Annotated in this window: 16 protein-coding genes; 9 read left to right on the top strand and 7 right to left on the bottom strand. The window is 52.4% G+C overall.

Annotation, left to right across the window (positions count from 1 at the left end; all coding sequences use genetic code 11):
- The first annotated feature begins 28 nt into the window (after window positions 1-28).
- Together KD147_RS08435 and KD147_RS08430 are read left to right on the top strand one after the other, a co-directional pair.
- Complete coding sequence (locus tag KD147_RS08435; protein WP_105254552.1) at window positions 29-280, top strand: hypothetical protein; 252 nt, start codon at window positions 29-31, stop codon at window positions 278-280.
- Between the two features lie 92 nt (window positions 281-372).
- Complete coding sequence (locus tag KD147_RS08430) at window positions 373-642, top strand: CBU_0592 family membrane protein (protein ID WP_212547518.1); 270 nt, start codon at window positions 373-375, stop codon at window positions 640-642.
- 100 nt (window positions 643-742) lie between these two features.
- Here the strand turns inward: KD147_RS08430 and KD147_RS08425 are convergent, their stop codons facing one another.
- The 3 genes from KD147_RS08425 to KD147_RS08415 form a co-directional block, all read right to left on the bottom strand.
- A complete protein-coding gene (locus KD147_RS08425) occupies window positions 743-1,363 on the bottom strand; it encodes a hypothetical protein (RefSeq protein ID WP_158678897.1) in 621 nt (206 codons plus the stop codon).
- A 172-nt stretch (window positions 1,364-1,535) separates the two neighbouring features.
- Window positions 1,536-2,258 carry a PP2C family protein-serine/threonine phosphatase gene (locus KD147_RS08420; RefSeq protein ID WP_212547517.1) on the bottom strand — a complete coding sequence of 241 codons (723 nt, stop codon included), beginning with the start codon at window positions 2,256-2,258 and terminating at the stop codon, window positions 1,536-1,538.
- 230 nt (window positions 2,259-2,488) lie between these two features.
- Window positions 2,489-3,214: a tetratricopeptide repeat protein gene (locus KD147_RS08415; RefSeq protein ID WP_212547516.1), complete on the bottom strand. Its 726-nt coding sequence runs from the start codon at window positions 3,212-3,214 to the stop codon at window positions 2,489-2,491.
- A gap of 226 nt (window positions 3,215-3,440) precedes the next feature.
- Here KD147_RS08415 and ppc point away from each other — a divergent pair, with 226 nt between their 5' ends.
- On the top strand, window positions 3,441-6,065 hold the full coding sequence (gene ppc / locus KD147_RS08410; protein WP_212547515.1) for a phosphoenolpyruvate carboxylase: 2,625 nt from the start codon (window positions 3,441-3,443) through the stop codon (window positions 6,063-6,065).
- Window positions 6,066-6,157: 92 nt separating this feature from the next.
- On the top strand, window positions 6,158-7,033 hold the full coding sequence (gene cdd / locus KD147_RS08405; protein ID WP_212547514.1) for a cytidine deaminase: 876 nt from the start codon (window positions 6,158-6,160) through the stop codon (window positions 7,031-7,033).
- On the opposite strand, the gene udp is transcribed toward cdd, so the two are convergent.
- Entirely contained in the window at window positions 6,994-7,752 is a 759-nt protein-coding gene (gene udp / locus KD147_RS08400) for a uridine phosphorylase (protein ID WP_212547513.1), read from the bottom strand. The two genes, cdd and udp, sit on opposite strands and share 40 nt — an antisense overlap.
- 164 nt (window positions 7,753-7,916) lie before the next feature.
- On the opposite strand from udp, the gene KD147_RS08395 reads away from it, so the two are divergent.
- The 4 genes from KD147_RS08395 (at window position 7,917) to KD147_RS08380 (ending at window position 13,634) form a co-directional block, all read left to right on the top strand.
- Complete coding sequence (locus KD147_RS08395; RefSeq protein ID WP_105254559.1) at window positions 7,917-8,696, top strand: DUF2189 domain-containing protein; 780 nt, start codon at window positions 7,917-7,919, stop codon at window positions 8,694-8,696.
- Between the two features lie 280 nt (window positions 8,697-8,976).
- Entirely contained in the window at window positions 8,977-10,086 is a 1,110-nt protein-coding gene (locus tag KD147_RS08390) for an arginase family protein (RefSeq protein WP_212547512.1), read from the top strand.
- Window positions 10,087-10,205: 119 nt separating this feature from the next.
- Window positions 10,206-11,867 carry a type 1 glutamine amidotransferase family protein gene (locus KD147_RS08385; RefSeq protein WP_212547511.1) on the top strand — a complete coding sequence of 554 codons (1,662 nt, stop codon included), beginning with the start codon at window positions 10,206-10,208 and terminating at the stop codon, window positions 11,865-11,867.
- A 144-nt stretch (window positions 11,868-12,011) separates the two neighbouring features.
- Window positions 12,012-13,634: a diacylglycerol kinase family protein gene (locus KD147_RS08380; RefSeq protein ID WP_212547510.1), complete on the top strand. Its 1,623-nt coding sequence runs from the start codon at window positions 12,012-12,014 to the stop codon at window positions 13,632-13,634.
- Between the two features lie 36 nt (window positions 13,635-13,670).
- On the opposite strand, the gene KD147_RS16935 is transcribed toward KD147_RS08380, so the two are convergent.
- The 3 genes from KD147_RS16935 to hmgA are packed head-to-tail and all read right to left on the bottom strand — an operon-like array spanning window position 13,671 to window position 15,966.
- A complete protein-coding gene (locus KD147_RS16935; protein WP_212547509.1) occupies window positions 13,671-14,009 on the bottom strand; it encodes a DUF1496 domain-containing protein in 339 nt (112 codons plus the stop codon).
- A 29-nt stretch (window positions 14,010-14,038) separates the two neighbouring features.
- Window positions 14,039-14,665, bottom strand: coding sequence for a maleylacetoacetate isomerase (gene maiA, locus KD147_RS08370; protein WP_212547508.1), 627 nt, complete (start codon window positions 14,663-14,665; stop codon window positions 14,039-14,041).
- Entirely contained in the window at window positions 14,665-15,966 is a 1,302-nt protein-coding gene (hmgA, locus tag KD147_RS08365) for a homogentisate 1,2-dioxygenase (RefSeq protein WP_212547507.1), read from the bottom strand. The genes maiA and hmgA overlap by 1 nt, the downstream gene beginning before the upstream one ends.
- Before the next feature lie 114 nt (window positions 15,967-16,080).
- On the opposite strand from hmgA, the gene KD147_RS08360 reads away from it, so the two are divergent.
- Window positions 16,081-16,527, top strand: coding sequence for a MarR family winged helix-turn-helix transcriptional regulator (locus KD147_RS08360; RefSeq protein ID WP_212547506.1), 447 nt, complete (start codon window positions 16,081-16,083; stop codon window positions 16,525-16,527).
- The last annotated feature ends 14 nt before the right edge of the window (window positions 16,528-16,541 follow it).

The raw sequence follows: 16,541 nt of genomic DNA, 5'->3' as shown, positions 1-16,541 counted from the left end.
GTAGCGCCTCGCTAACAGTGGGGGAAGTATGGCCAAACCAAATAAAAAAGGGCCGGTTCGTACCGTGGATATTTTTTGCAGTAAATGCCGTACGCAACTTTATAAATACCGCAAGGGTGGTAAGGGCGCGCTGGTGAAATGTTTTATCGAACGCATCAGCGAGGATTACACGGACCAAGTGGCGACCTGCCCTAACTGTGAGCAGGTGTTTGCCAGGGAAACCCTGATCCGGGGCACGCCGGCGCTAAAAATGATCGGTCAAAAGGTGTATATGAAATAAGCGCTAAATTGTGCCTGGCGGGCGGGCATTTGTCCTTAGGTAGCGAAGTCTTGCTTGATAGGCTGACCCCGTTTGTTTTGTGGAGCTAGGCAATGGACCTATTATTTGATGTTATTGGCATGAGCGGCACTTTTTTGGTGGTGGGCGCTTTTTTCTTACTGCAGCTCGAGAAGTTACCAGCCTCAGGCCTGGGGTATAACCTGATGAACTTAACCGGTGCCATCTTACTGTTGGTAAGCCTGTGTTATAACTTTAACCTTGCCAGTTTCGTTATCGAAATATTTTGGATAGCAGCCTCGCTTATCGGTATATATAAGCACGTGATGGCCCGTCGTGAGCTGAAGTCCGTCCCTGCTTCTTAATGGTTTGAGCTGAGGTCGCCTGTGTATGCATCTCGGCACGGCTATCAGCACAAAAAAGCGGGCTAATTAGCCCGCTGAGTTTGGCGCATAAGAGTGAAAATTAGCGAGGGAGATTTTTGCTCACTTTTTTGTTTTTATTCATAACACCGCTGTAATAACCGTGCAGCGCATCGTTGAGCTGTTTTTCGCAGCGTTTCAATTGCTCGCCCTGGGTGATCACCTGCATGCTGAGTTTAACCTTTTCTTCGCGCATGCTGTTGATGTCTTGCGCTTGGCCTTGCAGACGTCGCTGTAGCTCTTCCACTTGTTGTGTTGATGATTTAAGCAACTCATGCAGCTCCTTGTTGCGGTCCTGAAGATCGCGACAATGATGCTTCATTACATGCTTACTGGTATTGGCTTCTTCTAACTGCTGCTCCAGCTCAGCTAACTCCACCTGGACGTCTCGTTTGGCTTGAACCTGCACCTGTTGCATTTGCTCGGCCATTTTGTCCATGTGCGCCAAGGCTTTTTTATTCAGCTCATCCGCCTGATTGATCTGTGCCAATAGCGGCGCTTGCGCTTCATGCAAGTGCTTTATCTGACGCTCTTTTTCTTGCAGTAATTGCTTATACAGGTGCAACTGTTCGTGAATCGAAGGTTCACCGGATGATTTGTTAATATGGGTGACGTTGGGCTGCATAGCCGCTTCCATAGGAGGATGTAAGTCAGAGTGCGCCATGATCTATCCTTGTTTACGTTAGAATTTGAACTGGTTAAATTTTAACAAGGATATTGAGCGCAACTTATTGATCTAAATCAGCTTGGCGGGGCCATTTGCTCCCCAGTCGCGATGAACTTTGATCTAGCGCAAGGGCTGCGCCAAAAAATAGACCGGCCCGGGACAGGGCATTTTACTTAACCAGGATGCAGGTGACATTGTCGCCGGCACCGCGGGTCAGTGCCGAGTGCATCAAGGCCTGACCGGCAGCCTGTAGATTAGCGGTTGCAAGTGACACTTCTATTTCAAAGTCAGATAATTTTTGGGTTAAGCCGTCGCTACACAATAAAAAGATGTCATCGGTCTGCCAGGTACCATGTACCACCTCGACCTGCACGTCGTGCTTGACCCCAATGGCCCGTGCTACCTCGTGTTGTAATGGGTGGCTGGCCGCTTGCGCCGAGGTGATGACGCCGCTATCGAGCAACACATTAACCCGGCTATGGTCCCGAGTTTGCTGTTCTAATCGGTTGTTTCTAAATAGGTAGCCGCGGCTATCGCCAACCCAGATAAAATAAAAATCAGTACCGTCCAGCACCAGGGCAACCGCCGTAGACCCCATGGTTTTTCCCTGCATAAGCTGTTGTGAGTGGTGAAAGAGTTGTTTATTGGCGTCTTCAAAGGCGTTTATTAGGGTGCGGTGGAGGGGCGTGCTTTGAGCCTTGTTATATAAATGCTGCTTAACGAGTTCGATTACCTGCGAACTGGCATAATCCCCTTTGCTGTGCGCCCCCATGCCATCGGCAACAACCCAGACCCGTTGCTCGGGAAGTGCTAAGAAGGCGTCTTCATTTTTGCTACGAATAACGCCGCAATGGCTCTGGGCGAAGCTAGTTAAGCCCATGCCTTTGTCCATACTGCTTTGCTTGGTTGTGGCTGTTACCGGACAGGCCCGAAAATAAGTTAACCATGGCGACCATAAATCTTGTCTAATCCCTTAGCTTTCGCACATCTTAAGACGGTAGTAGTTCAAACCTTGCCCTTTACATTAATCCTTTTGGGTTCAACCGCAGATGATTGCTCTACAGCAGTGAGCCGCCGCTGTTGTTGGGCTTGGTTGCAGCAACAACCAAACCCAGAGCGAACCTAAAGGCGTCGGCCTTCACCGGCGTAGCGTCCGGCAAGAATTTTTTCATACATCTCATCGGCTATCTTTTTCGCCCGCTCGATGGCATCCGGTTGTAATTTACGTTCATCGAGTTTGCGGCTGGTGCTGGCATCCAGGTTGCCGTTGTATTCAGCGATGGTGTTCCAGATATATGACTTTTCGATATTTTTAGGAACTCCCAGGCCTTCGTAATACATTAACGCAAGGTTAAATTGGGCCAGGGTGTAATTCTGAGCTGCGGCTTTTTGATACCAATCAACCGCGGTAGGGTAATCCTTCAACACGCCTTCGCCATTGGTGTACATCACCCCCAGGTTATATTGAGCGGCGGCCACGCCCTTATTGGCGGCACCGGTGAACAGCTCGACCGCGCGTTGCAGGTCCACTTTGACGCCTCGACCTTCCTGATACATAACGGCTAAGGAAAACATCGCGTCGGCGAAGTCTTTATCAACGGCTTGTTGATACAGTTGCGCTGCTTTGTGTTGATTCTTGGCGACGCCATGGCCATTTTCATAGAGCTGCGCTAGCTCATAAATCCCTGGCGCAAAACCTTTGTCGGCAAGGTATTGAAATTCGCTGATGGCGGTTTCAAAGTCACCTACATTGGCGGCAGCAATTCCTTCTTCTAAACCAGCTTGGGCAGGAGGGGTGAGCACGAGTGCGGTGCACAGACTGACAGTGTATAGGGTATATCGCAACATAGTGTGTCTCCGGGGATGGCTGCTATCTATCTGATTCTAGCTTGTTTATTGATTATTATCCAAAGTCTATCGAGAAATAAACACTCCGATTCTGAAGTTTTTTAGTTATATCTAATACCTAGGCTGCTCATTAGGACAAAAGCAAAAACAGGCTCAAGACGCAAGTCTTTAATTCTGACCCAATTCCATGCTACAACAGTCTAAATTCTGCACACAGGAGAGAGGAATGAGCGACCAATACAGTGCACTGCGTAGCAATGTCAGTTTATTAGGACAAATATTGGGGCAGACCATAGAGCAGGCCTTGGGTGCACCGGCCCTGGAGAAGGTCGAGGCTATTCGTCAACTGGCTAAAAGCTCTCGCTCCGGTGATGAGCAAGCCCGGGGGCAGCTGCTTGACGAGCTGCACCGGCTCAGTGACGATGAACTCTTGCTGGTTGTCCGTGCATTTAATCAGTTTTTAAACCTGGCCAACGTGGCCGAGCAATACCATACCGTCTCACGCCATGCCGACACCGGCTTTTGTCAGCTCGATCCCTTAAAGCAAACGCTCAAACGCCTTAAACAGAGCAATATCAGCAGCGAGCAAATCGCGCAAACCTTGGCCAAACTCGATATTAACCTGGTATTGACCGCGCATCCGACCGAGGTGACGCGACGCACATTAATCAACAAGCATGTGCAATTGAGTGATTGCCTCGACCGACTTGAACTCGACAACCTCCTGCCGACGGAGCGCACCCAGTTATTGGCCCGGATGCGCCAACTCATTGCCCAGGCCTGGCATACGGATGAAATTCGACACAGTCGTCCAACGCCGCTGGACGAAGCCAAATGGGGCTTTGCGGTGATAGAAAACAGCCTGTGGCAGGCGGTGCCCGAGTATGTGCGCGAGCTTGATACCCTGCTGCAACAGGAGTTAACCATGGGGCTGGCGCCAAGCGCACGCCCGGTGCGCTTTACCTCCTGGATGGGAGGCGACAGAGACGGTAATCCTTATGTTACCGCAGAAGTGACCCAAAGCGTGCTCGAGCATGGCCGCTGGATGGCGCTGGACTTGTATATTCGCGATATCAACCAGCTGATCAGTGAGCTTTCCATGCATCAGGCCAGTGAAGAGCTGCTGGCACTCAGTGGCCAAACCCACGAGCCCTATCGCCAGGTTCTCAAAACCCTGCGCAGCGACTTGCAATTGACCCATAAATACCTGGAAGCAAAAATCACTGGCCAGCCATCCCGGGGTGAAAACCGTATTACCGATATAAAGCAAATCAGCAATGTGCTGCAGCTGTGTCACCGCTCGTTGAGCGCGAATAATATGGCGGTCATCGCCGATGGCCTGTTGCAAGACACCCTGGTACGTTGTCGCTGTTTCGGCTTACAGCTAAGCCAGCTTGATATTCGCCAAGACAGCGACAAGCATGCCCAGGTGCTGGGTGAGATCAGCCAATACCTGGAGCTGGGGGATTACTGCGCCTGGGATGAACAAACCAAGCTTGCCTTTTTAGCCAAGGAGCTGGCCAATCCTCGTCCTTTGCTGCCTAGACACTGGCAACCATCGGAGCAAACTCAAGAGGTACTCGATACCTTTAGGGTGATAGCGGACAATCACGCCGACAATTTTGGCATCTATATTATTTCCATGGCTCGCCAGGCCTCAGATGTACTGGCGGTGAAGTTGCTGTTAAAAGAAGCCGGGTGCGCATTTAATATGCCGGTGGCGCCCTTGTTTGAAACCCTGGATGATCTGAATCGTGCCCCTCAAGTCATGCGTACCCTCTATGACAATGAGGTCTATCGCGCCGTGATGGGCGAGCAGCAATACGTGATGATAGGTTACTCCGACTCGGCAAAAGACGCGGGTATGATGGCCGCAGGGTGGGCGCAGTACAGCGCCATGGAGTCGCTGGTAACCCTAAGTGATGACTACGGCCTTGAGCTGGTGCTCTTCCATGGTCGTGGCGGCACCGTGGGCCGCGGTGGCGCTCCTGCGGCTCAGGCATTGCGCTCGCAGCCGCCGGGCAGCTTGAAAAACGGCCTGCGAGTGACCGAGCAGGGGGAGATGATCCGCTTTAAATATGGCCTGGCCAGTGTCGCCAAACAAAGCCTGCACCTGTATGTGGGCGCCGTGCTCGAAGGTAACCTGATGCCACCGCCGCAACCCGAGCCGCAGTGGCGCGAGGCCATGGCGGTGATCAGTGATGTTTCCTGTGAGCATTACCGCGACATAGTGCGCGGCAATAAAGATTTTGTGCCCTATTTTAGAAGTGCGACGCCGGAGCAGGAGTTGGGTAAACTGCCCTTGGGTTCACGCCCTTCGAAACGTAATCCAGACGGCGGCGTGGAAAGCTTAAGGGCCATTCCCTGGATATTCGCCTGGTCACAAAACCGTTTGATGCTGCCCGCCTGGTTGGGAGCGTATCAAGGGCTGGCGGCGGCCATAGAGCAGTTTGGAGAGCAGCATCTGGCGCATATGAGTCAGCAATGGCCTTTCTTTCGCACCCGCTTAGAAATGCTGGAAATGGTCTTTTGTAAGGCCGACAGCTGGCTCAGTGCTTACTATGATCAGCGGCTGGTCGCGCCCGAACTGCAGCCCTTAGGTGAGCAACTGCGCGGTGAGCTGGCCAAGGCCACGGCACTTATCAAGGAATTGAGCCCCGAGCACACCTTGCTCGGCCATCAGCCCTGGATCCGCGAGTCCATTGCCCTGCGCAACCCCTATACCGACCCCTTAAATGTGCTTCAAGTGGAGTTGCTAAAACGGGTGCGAGCCGGTGGCTCGGTGGCTTTGGACAATGCCCTGATGATCACCATGGCCGGCATCGCCGCAGGCATGCGTAATACCGGTTAAGTTGGTGTAAAGTAGCGCTAATGCGGGCCAGGTTGCCGCGTTAGCGCCGCTAGGTTACTATCGGCATAAACTCCTAAACGAAAGGACAGCCTGTGTGTCCAACCCTCATGCTTGAAAGTATCAAGCAGCAACGCGGCATTATCAGTGTGCAGCAATTTCAAAATCTCGCCCAGTTACTCGGCAAGAACCCTAAAGACACCGCACAATGGTTGCTGGCGCACATTCAGTCTTGGGCGGTTGCACCGATTTCCCAGTTTCAGGTGGCGGCTTTGGTGCATGCTCGTAACCACCAGGGTGAAGATTTCTATGCCGCAGGGGTGAATGTGGAGCTGCCTCATTGCGGACTCGAGAGCGCCGTGCATGCGGAGCAAACCGCGCTGCACAATGCCTGGCTCCATGGCGCCACCGAGATACGGCACCTGTATGTCAGCGCGACGCCCTGCGGTTATTGTCGTCAGTTTATAAATGAGTTTTGCTCGGATACTGCTTTGGCAATCAGCATAGGTGAGGTCGACTCGACGCTGGGCGAGTTGTTGCCCTTGGCGTTTGGTCCCAGTGATTTGGCCGTGAGTGAGCGTATTTTGGATGTCGAAGAGTCCTGCCAACTAAGCAAGGGGTCCTATGGTGCCGGCGAGCCACTGCATCGGCATCTGCAGCACAGCTATGCCCCTTACAGTGGTGGTTTGGCGGCGCTGATGCTGAGTGTAGGAGAAGAACGTTTTTATGGTCGTTATATTGAAAATGCCGCCTTTAATCCCAGCTTTCATCCCTTGCTGGCGGCACTAAGTCAGGTTGCTCTAGCGCACCAGGGGATTGATTTTAAAGCGATTGATACGGTGACCCTGTGTGAGGTTGAAAGCCTCAAATCGCACCGGGACAGCACAGAAGCCATGGTGCGGCGCTTAGCGCCGCAGGCCAAATTCCAATATCACTGTGTGAGCAATAAAGCGGCCGCAGCCAATACCTGAGTGATGGCGCGTTGTTCTATGGTGGCGATATCCACCGCTGGGATCTCCTGATCGCAACGATTAACCAGCACCCCGGCGATGCATCCGGCGCGTAACCCTAACGCGCTGCACATGGTCAACAGGGTGGCCGATTCCATTTCATAGTTCATCACCTTGAGCGCTTGCCACTGAGCCATGCTGCCTTGTAGATGCTTCGGCACATAGCCGCTGTGAGTATCGTAGCGCTCCTGACCCGGATAGAAGGTGTCGCTGGAGGCGGTAATGCCAATATGGTGTGCTTCATTGCCTTGCTCACAGGCTGCAACCAGCGCGGCAGTGGCTTTAAAGTCAGCCACGGCCGGGTAGCTGGCGGGAGCAAAATGATGCGAGGCGCCATCGAGGCGTACAGATGCATGGGTAATAAGCAGCTCGCCCACCTTTATATGGGGCTGAATGGCCCCCGTGGTGCCGACGCGTAAGAAGGTGTCGACCCCCAGCTGCGCCAGCTCTTCGACGGCGATGGAAGTCGAAGGACCTCCTATGCCGGTGGAACACACCACCACGCTTTGACCCTTTAATTCGCCAAGATAGACATGAAACTCACGGTGTTGCGCCAGACATTGATGGTTATCCAGCTGCTGTGCGATCACCGCCGCGCGCTCCGGGGCGCCGGGTATAATCGCCAGGGTGGCGCCGTTTAATTGGGCCTTTGAAATGCCAAGGTGAAACATTGTCTTCATAGTAACTCTCTGATCCCTATGCGTGTTAAGCGAGCAAGTGCTCATATGCTGGCGTGCTCGGCTGTTTTTAATAAGGACATATGTCCTAAATTAGCCGCGTCCTGGCTTGCCAGTGCGTTAAATCTCAACTAGATGTTAAATAGTATCATCAGAGGAGTTAGCGTATGGCCGTATCGTCAAATGTCACCAATCATGGCGAGTTTGCTCGTTGTTTTGAATGTAATCGAATTAGTGCCCTGGCGCCACTGCATTGGCTAGCCTTGGCCTTTAAAGACATGGCGCGAGCGCCGATTTTAAGCCTGCTCTATGGCTTGGTGTTCACCCTTATCCCCGCCACCATTTTATTCTTTGTGTATTCCAGTCAAACCCATTTGGTGATCTTACCGGCGACGGTGGCCTTTGCCCTGGTAGGACCGGCCTTTGCCGCCGGCCTATATGATGTCGCCTGGGAATTGGAAAAAGGCCACACGCCCACGTTATTGCATAGCCTTAAGTCCATGTTCCGCAATCCCGCCGGGGAGTGGGGCTTTGCGGTGCTGCTCATGGTGATCATGATTGTCTGGATGCGCTTGGCAGCCTTGGTTCATGCCCTGTATCCCAATACCGTTAACCCCAGCTTCGAGGAGCTGAGCGCCTTTTTAACCCTGGGCAGTATTATCGGCGGGGTCTTGCTGGTGACCGTGTTCGCCATTTCCGCTTTTACCCCGCAAATCATGATGGAGCGCAGGGTGGATCTGATGACCGCAGTGGTGAGCTCTATGCATGCGGTACGCAATAATATCGCCGCCATGGTGGTGTGGTGTATCTGCATTCTGTGTTTAATCTTGCTTGGCTTTCTAACCGGCGCCGCCGGCTTTATCGTGATCATGCCGCTGCTCAGTTATGCTAGTTGGCACGGCTATATTGCCACCATTAAAACCAAGCGTCCGCGCCGCTACGAATAGGCCCATCGGCTGGCTTATGCAGCATTTATGCATAGCCAGTCACTCTCCCCAGTTGGCCCCGGGTAGGCGGGTTTGACTTCTGTGCTCTGCTTGTATATTGATCCTGTATTGGTGCCGATTTATCACCGTGATTGCTTTTAAAAACAAATGAAAATCAAAGGGTTAAGTATTTCACCCTGTTCTTCTAAGCGCACTTGAGGATTTCCCTTGCGTGCTCCGGAGTCATTTTCATCAGCGCCGGTAATAAATCGAAAAACTGCATAAATATTGAGGAGATAGCATGACCGCTAAGTGGCAAGACTTTCGAACTAAGGTAGCACAGTGCTTGTGTCCACCGGGTAATGGTGTATTTACGGTAAACACGGCGCAGGAAAGAAAAGCGGCGTTGCAACAGAAGCTTTACGGCCAAACCGATAATGTCGAAGCCCTTTGGCAAGCGTCTCTCGATGGTTTGCAAACAACCGAGCATAAGGCGGTGATGCTGGGCATTAGCTCAGACTGTGGCGGCGGCATTTTGCGTGGCGCCAACTGGGGCCCGTTATTTTTACGTAACACCCTGATTGAGCAGCAGCCTCAAGCGCAAGCCTTTGACTTAGGCGACGTGCGCGTTATTCCGCACCTGTTGCATGATAAGTATTTAAACGAAGGTACCATTAGCAACTGTCAAAAGGCGCTCTACGCCGATACCGACAGTGAGTACCATGTCAGCCCATTGTCCATTACCGAGGACGTGTGCACCGACTTTTACGCCAATTTCCCCGAAAAGGGCATTTTTGGAATTGGCGGTGACCACTCGATCAGCTACCCGTTAACCAAGGCTTACCTAAAGGCCAAGCGCGAGCAGGGTAAGAAGGTCGCCATCATTCACTTTGATGCGCATACCGACCTGCTGGTGGAGCGTCTGGGTATCGATTTGTGCTTTGGCTCTTGGTGTACCCATATTCTTGAATATCTGCCAAGCCCATCTCATCTAATCCAATTCGGGATCCGCTCTAGCGGCAAACCTAAGGCGCATTGGGAAGGTACCTTCGGGGTTAAGCAGCATTGGGCGCAGGAAATCAATGAGCGGGGTACCGATGCCGTGGTGGCCGAAGTGCTGGCCCAGTTACGTGCCGATGGTGTCGATGAACTGTATGTAAGCTTTGATATCGATGCCCTGGACTCCGAATTTGCTTCGGCTACCGGTACACCGGAAAAAGATGGCCTTAATCCGCAACAGGCGCTGGATATACTTGCTGCACTTGCGGCCGAGTTCCCCATTACCGGTGCCGATATGATGGAAATTGCTCCTTTCACCGACAGCTCGCTAGAGGGTAAGTCGAGCTCGGAAACAACGCTGCGTGAAGGCGCGAAAATCTCCGCCTTCTTGCTTGAGCAAATGAATAAATAAGTCTGATTTTCCTGAGAAATTAGCATTAAAAAGAGCGCATTAGCGCTCTTTTTTGTGGTCGCTTTGTGGCAATATAGGCCAATATAAACAAGTGCAGCACAATTTTTACGAGTGTTTCTATGAGCTATTCCGTCTTTCGTTTTTGCAGTCTGACTCCCCACGCCTTGTTACTGAGCGCCAGTGCCTTGCTGATGCCCCTGATGTCTGGCCAGGCTTGGGCGCAAACCCAGGTTTTTATCGGTGGCGGCGAAAAGGTGTGCTCATCTATGGCGCCGGAACATTGTCAGCAGCCCTTACAAGGGGGTAAAGCCCATCCCCTGTACAGAGTCGACGAAAGCGCCTTGGCTCGTTTGGACAGGCAATGGCCATCGCAATATCAAGCGCACAAGCACAACGTGATGAAGGCGCTAAAGGCCATGGCGAGCGACCAGGCACTGACTCAGGAGCAATTACTGACGCTGTGGTATGAGCAAGCCCCTCAAGCTCAGCTATTAGATAGCGCTCTCTCTTATTATGTGCTCGACACCCTGGAGTTGGCCGAGCCCTCGCTCAAAGTCCATATCGACACCGACCTGAATAAGGATGAAGCCACATCCGAGCTGCTTGCCTTTATGAAAAGTGCCATGGGGGTTGCGGCGGGGCAAGAGGCGCAGCCACCTCGGGTGCTGATACTGACCAATGCCAGTCGCGACCCTTATGCGGCGGCCGATTATTATCAGCAGTTACTCGCTGGCGATGGCATCGACAGCCAGTGGCTACCTCTCACGCCAGCGCTGGCCAAGGCGCTTAGCCAGGGGCAGTGCGACAAGCTTACCCAGTTACGCCACCAAGCACTGACATTCGATAGGGCCCGGGTTTATCCTGAGCGTGTAGCCCAGGAGCAGGCGATGTGTGCCCAAGGCAGCGAGGCTCTGATAAAACACATAGAGGCCGCAAGTGCGGTGTATTTTAATGACGGCGATACGGCCCTTGCCAGAGCGGTGCTAGTTGATGAGCAGGGCGAAGCCTATCCCTGGACCCAGGCATTACGTAGTCGCCCGGTAATCTTAGCCAGTGGCGCCGGCAGTGCGCTGCAAAGTGGTGGACGCAATAGCAAAGGCCAGGTGATGATGATCACCGGTGGCGATGCGTTTGCTGGGCTTGCAGAAGAGGTGGAGGTTAGGACACAAGCAGGGTCCTTGCCCTCTGGCTTTGCGGCGATTAGTTACCAACCCAAAGGCGGCCTTGGGAGTTTTAATAATGGGGTGCTGGATACGCAATTTAGCGAGCAAAACCGCAGCGTACGCCTGCATAGCCTTTTGTATGCGACGGGGCAGCAGGTTGGCTATGGCATAGATGCAAACACCGCCCTGGTGGTGATCAAGTCCGAGCAGGGCAGTGTGGCAACCGTGCTTGGTGAGGCTGGGGTCGTTAAGATACAGCCCATGGATAAACACAGCTTTCGCTACAGCTATTATCCAAGCGGCGTGCGCATGACCTTGGATGAGCAGCAATGGCGATTAGCCGCTGAGACTCAGGCCATCGAGGTCAAGGGCCCCAGTGCACAAGCGCTGCCACAGATGCGCTTTGGCGATATTCTCTATGATGGCAAGTTGCGCAGCCTGGCTCAGGCCATGTGCTTATCCAATAGCAATATGGCCTTGGCTACGCAATACACCCGCGGACACTATTGGGACTTTAGCCTGCGTGGTGATGAACACACGCGTTTGCTTAACACCGCGATTCGTGACAAGGCCTGTGCCATTGAAGGCCTGATCATCGAATTTGCCCCGCGTAACTAGCCATAGGTTTTGTTTAATAAACAACCAATAAAGGGCGGCGGAATAAGGGAATTAGGTGATTTATCCGCTATTTGTCTACACCGGGCTTGCGTCTAGTTGGTAGCGTGATACTTTTACAATATAAACACTTACCAGGAGTGGTTGATGTTTGCCGCAATTGCATACTTGGTGTTGGCCGTGATCTTATGCGTTACGGCTTGGATGATAAAGCTTCCGTATATCGCAGTCTTCTTCTATTGGAGCGCGTTATCCCTATTTTTGGTGTCCTTGGCCTACATAGCCAACGCCGGGCGAATTTTTCGCAAGCGACAAAACGGCACCATTCCCTGGTATATCCGCTGGGCGTTTATTCCCTTTCTGTTGGGAGCGCAACTCTATAATGCCTGGCAGCGGCGCAATGATAAGGTGCCGCCTATCCAAGAAGTTGAGCCCGGCTTATTCCTCGCTTGTCGACTCTTCCCACCCGATGTCGATTCCCTAAAACACGAAAACGTCACCGCTATTTTAGATGCCACCTGTGAGTTTGACGGCCTGGATTGGACCGTCATGGGTGAGCAGATCAGTTATTTAAATATTCCGGTATTGGATCATGCGGCGCCTAACAGGGCGCAGTTGCGCCAGGCCATTAACTGGATCCACCATCACCGTAAGCGCAAACGTAATGTGGTGGTGCATTGTGCCCTGGGGCGCGGTCGCTCCGTGTTGGTGATGGCCGCCTATTTGCTGGCGAAGGAGCCGGATGCGGATGTTGATGAGGTGCTCGAGCGCATTCAGGAAACCCGTGAAACAGCCAATTTAAACCGCTTTCAGCGTAAGGCGTTGAAGAAAATGCACAAGCGCGGCGAGCTGGTGGTGCGCAACCGCGTGTGCCTTATTGCCAATCCGGTATCCGGACGCAAGCTCTGGGCCGATAAAAAGCATGACATTATGACCAGCCTCAACAGCTACTTTGACATGTCGATAAAAACCACCTCACCAACGCAAAATGGCACGGACCTGGCGCGTGAGGCTATGGATGAGCACCCGGATATGATCATCGCCTGTGGTGGTGATGGCACCGTTGCCGAGGTGGCTTCGGTTACGGTCAACACCGATGTGGCGCTAGGAGTAATTCCTCTAGGCACCGCCAATGCCCTAGCCCATGTGCTAATGGGCATTGAAAGCAAGGCCTTTGGCGTGCAAAAGGCGCTGGATGTACTGATCAGTGGCGATGTGAAGGCCATGGACACGGCGACCTGTAATGATGAGCTGGTGCTGCTGTTGGTGGGTATAGGGTTTGAACACAAGATGATTGAGTCGGCGGATCGTGAGGCGAAAAACAGCAGTGGCCAGTTTGCGTATTTGCATGGCTTTTGGCAGGCGCTTAGTGAGCATAAGGCCAAGGATTATACCCTCACGCTAGACGAGATGGAGCCCCAGGATGTCCACACTAACAGCATGATCATTGCCAATGCAGCGCCGGTCTTTACCTTGCTGGCGCAGGGCCAAGGCCAACCTGAGCACGACGATGGTTTACTGGATGTAAATTGGCTGGAGCCAACCAAAAACTCCAATGTGAATGTGCTCAGCATCGCCGAGCTGGCATTTAACAGTGTGACTCAAACCCAGCTGGATAAACACGCTCATCATACCCATGCCAGACGGGTAACGGTCAGTTGTGCCGAGGGCATTGATTATGTCATCGATGGTGAAATGCGTCAGGCAGATGCCTTGGAGATCAAGGTACAACCGGCGTCATTAAAGGTGATGGTGCCGAGTAAGCCTTAGTTAAAGATGAAGGGTGAGTTTTTGGGCCCGATGCTATTAGTTAACGCGGATTTTATTCTGTAATCGCGGGTAGATGGGCTCGCCCTTAGCATCGACACTTCGCCACATGAGTGATCCGTTTTCTTCTTGAGGGTGTTTGCGGGCACAGATCTTCAACACCTCTTCCATAATAAGCAGCGCTCCTTCGCTGTAGCGCTGCCCCTGATACCAACATGCTGGCACCGTCGGTGCATCGACCAAAACATGGGCGCGGGTCCCACCTTTGCCATGCACCTCATTGCCTTGTGCCTGCCACGCCCCGGCATTCGCCAGGACATTTGCCTCGGCATTTGCCACGGCATTTGCCGAGGCGGACAAGCACAGTGTGAGTATCACTTTTGTTATCAAAAGCCGCATTGTGGCCCTTATTGTGCGTCGATTTGCTGCTCTGGAGCGGCGTCTGCGAATGCTTTAAGGGTATTACAATGCTGGTAAATTGCCATGATCTTCGGATACTTATCCATGGGTACCTTAAAGCGCAGGGCGTTAAATACCTGCGGGACTAGGCACACGTCGGCCAGGCTTGGCTGGTCGCCACAACAAAACTGTGTGTCGCCAAGCAGCTGTTCGACCTTGTCGAAGCCGGTGATGATCCAGTCTTGGTACCACTTGGTTTTTTGCTCGTCGCTCACACCCAGCTCATTGCTCAGGTATTTCAATACGCGCAGGTTGTTAAGCGGGTGAATATCCACGGCAATGGCATAGGCCAGGTTGCGAATTTGTGCGCGCTGCCAGGCATCGCCACTGAGCAATGGCGCCTGCTCCGTGGTTTCATCAAGCCACTCAAGAATGGCCAGTGATTGCGCCAGCACCCCTTGCTCCGTCTCTACCGCCGGCAATAGGCCCTGGGGGTTTTTACCCAAATAGTCTTCGCCTTGTTGTTCCGACTTGAGCAGGTTAACCGGTACTAATTCGTGATCGACGTTTTTAAGGTTTAGGGCGATACGCACCCGATAAGCCGCCGAAGAGCGAAAATAGCTATATAATTTCATTACTTAGCTCCGTTGAAGTGCTTTTTAATGCCTTTCCAGCAATCTAGGTAATCGCTTTGACGCTCCTGACCCTCGAGTGCGTACTTGGTCGGCGCTATGATGTAACGCGACTCAAACATAAAGGCAAGTGTGTCTTCGTAGCGTACCGGCTCAAGCTCAGCATTGCTAGCCTTTTCAAATACTTCTGCTTCTGGGCCATGAGGTGACATGCAGTTGTGCAGGCTTGAACCGCCCGGCACAAAGCCCGCTTCTTTGGCGTCGTACACACCCTTTATCAGACCCATGAACTCGCTCATGATGTTGCGATGATAATAAGGTGGGCGGAAGGTGTGCTCGGCAACCATCCAACGCTCAGGGAAGATCACAAAATCAACGTTGGCCACGCCCGGGGTGCCCGAAGGTGAAGTCAAAACGGTGAAAATAGACGGATCCGGGTGATCATAGCTTACAGTATTCATGACATTGAATCGTGCCAGGTCATACTTGTACGGGGCACTGTTACCCGTCCAGGCGACAACGTCTAGAGGTGAGTGCTTGATATCGGCGCGATACAGCTGACCGCTGAATTTAGCCACGATCTCGAAGTCGCCTTCGATGTCTTCAAATGCCGCCACTGGGTATTGGAAGTCACGGTCGTTGGCGTAACCATTGGCGCCAACCGGGCCGCGTTCTGGCAAAATATACGGATTGCCATAGTTTTCACAGATATAACCACGTACCGGGCCATCCGGTAATTCTACCGAGAACTTCATGCCGCGCGGGATCACCGCAATTTCACCGGCGCCAATCTCTAAAATACCGCATTCGGTTTTTAGGCGTAGACGCCCTTGTTGAGGCACAAACAGCATTTCACCGTCGGCATTGTAGAAATAACGACCGTCCATTGACTGGTTGGCCACATAAATATGAATACCGATACCGGCTTGGCCATTTACACTGCCGTTGGCGGCCATGGTTACTAGACCATCGATAAAATCGGTCGCTTGCTCTGGGATAGCAACCGGGTTCCAACGCAACATGGTTGGTGGCGTAGGCACTTCGGTAATAGGGGCTGAGCGTAGCAGGCCATTGTCCATTAGCTCGTAATCGCCTTGAATTACTGAAGGGCGAATGCGGTATAGCCAGGTACGGCGGTTCTCGCCGCGAGGCGCGGTGAAGGCGGTGCTGGAAAATTGCTCCGCGTACAGACCATAGTTTACTTTTTGTGGGCTGAACTGGCCGATAGGCAGGGCATTCTCAAGGGCTTCGGTTTCAAATTCGTTACCAAAACCTGTCATATATTCAAGGCTGTTATTTGTCATGGTGTCACTCCTGTTGTATTGTGTTTGAAGATACTCTCATGTGAGACTAATTTCAAATCCGATCTCCAATTCGGGTGTAAGAAATTATTTACGCTAACCAATGGTAACTAGACTATGGCTTTTAAGCTGGAAACCTTTATTCCTTATTTGATGACTTTAAGTGGCGCCAAGGTGAGCGAGGCCTTTGCCCAGGTCTATGGGGGGCAATTGACCAACCCGCAATGGCGTATTGTTTGCCACTTGGCTCAGGTGGAGGATGGGCTGACATCGAAGCAGTTGTGCGTTAAGGCCATGTTGGATAAATCGACGGCCTCGCGGGCTATCAATGAATTAGAACAGCTGGATTGGCTCTCGGTCAGTGCGTGTGACAAGGATAAACGCGCTAAACAGGTGCGTTTGAGCGAGCAGGGCAGGTTGCAATTTGATGCCCTGATCCCAAAAGCTTTGGGCTGGCAGCAGGAACTGCTGGCGGGATTTACAGAGCAAGAGAAGGCACTGTTGGTGGATTTATTGCGTCGCTTGGAGCTGCGTGCTGCAGATATAAAAAAGGCCCATCAGTAGGGATGGGCCTTGGC

The organism is Pseudoalteromonas sp. BDTF-M6 (assembly GCF_018334135.1).
Lineage (GTDB): Bacteria > Pseudomonadota > Gammaproteobacteria > Enterobacterales > Alteromonadaceae > Pseudoalteromonas.
This window is presented reverse-complemented; position numbering and strand designations above follow the sequence as displayed.

Excerpts from the sequence above, each read along its gene's own strand:
- KD147_RS08420 (WP_212547517.1), bottom strand. The coding sequence starts at position 2,258 with ATGGACAAAGGCATGGGCTTAACTAGCTTCGCCCAGAGCCATTGCGGC.
- KD147_RS08380 (WP_212547510.1), top strand. The coding sequence starts at position 12,012 with ATGTTTGCCGCAATTGCATACTTGGTGTTGGCCGTGATCTTATGCGTT.
- KD147_RS08415 (WP_212547516.1), bottom strand. The coding sequence starts at position 3,214 with ATGTTGCGATATACCCTATACACTGTCAGTCTGTGCACCGCACTCGTG.
- KD147_RS08385 (WP_212547511.1), top strand. The coding sequence starts at position 10,206 with ATGAGCTATTCCGTCTTTCGTTTTTGCAGTCTGACTCCCCACGCCTTG.
- KD147_RS08425 (WP_158678897.1), bottom strand. The coding sequence starts at position 1,363 with ATGGCGCACTCTGACTTACATCCTCCTATGGAAGCGGCTATGCAGCCC.
- ppc (WP_212547515.1), top strand. The coding sequence starts at position 3,441 with ATGAGCGACCAATACAGTGCACTGCGTAGCAATGTCAGTTTATTAGGA.
- maiA (WP_212547508.1), bottom strand. The coding sequence starts at position 14,665 with ATGAAATTATATAGCTATTTTCGCTCTTCGGCGGCTTATCGGGTGCGT.
- KD147_RS08430 (WP_212547518.1), top strand. The coding sequence starts at position 373 with ATGGACCTATTATTTGATGTTATTGGCATGAGCGGCACTTTTTTGGTG.
- KD147_RS08390 (WP_212547512.1), top strand. The coding sequence starts at position 8,977 with ATGACCGCTAAGTGGCAAGACTTTCGAACTAAGGTAGCACAGTGCTTG.
- hmgA (WP_212547507.1), bottom strand. The coding sequence starts at position 15,966 with ATGACAAATAACAGCCTTGAATATATGACAGGTTTTGGTAACGAATTT.
- KD147_RS08435 (WP_105254552.1), top strand. The coding sequence starts at position 29 with ATGGCCAAACCAAATAAAAAAGGGCCGGTTCGTACCGTGGATATTTTT.
- udp (WP_212547513.1), bottom strand. The coding sequence starts at position 7,752 with ATGAAGACAATGTTTCACCTTGGCATTTCAAAGGCCCAATTAAACGGC.
- KD147_RS08395 (WP_105254559.1), top strand. The coding sequence starts at position 7,917 with ATGGCCGTATCGTCAAATGTCACCAATCATGGCGAGTTTGCTCGTTGT.
- KD147_RS08360 (WP_212547506.1), top strand. The coding sequence starts at position 16,081 with ATGGCTTTTAAGCTGGAAACCTTTATTCCTTATTTGATGACTTTAAGT.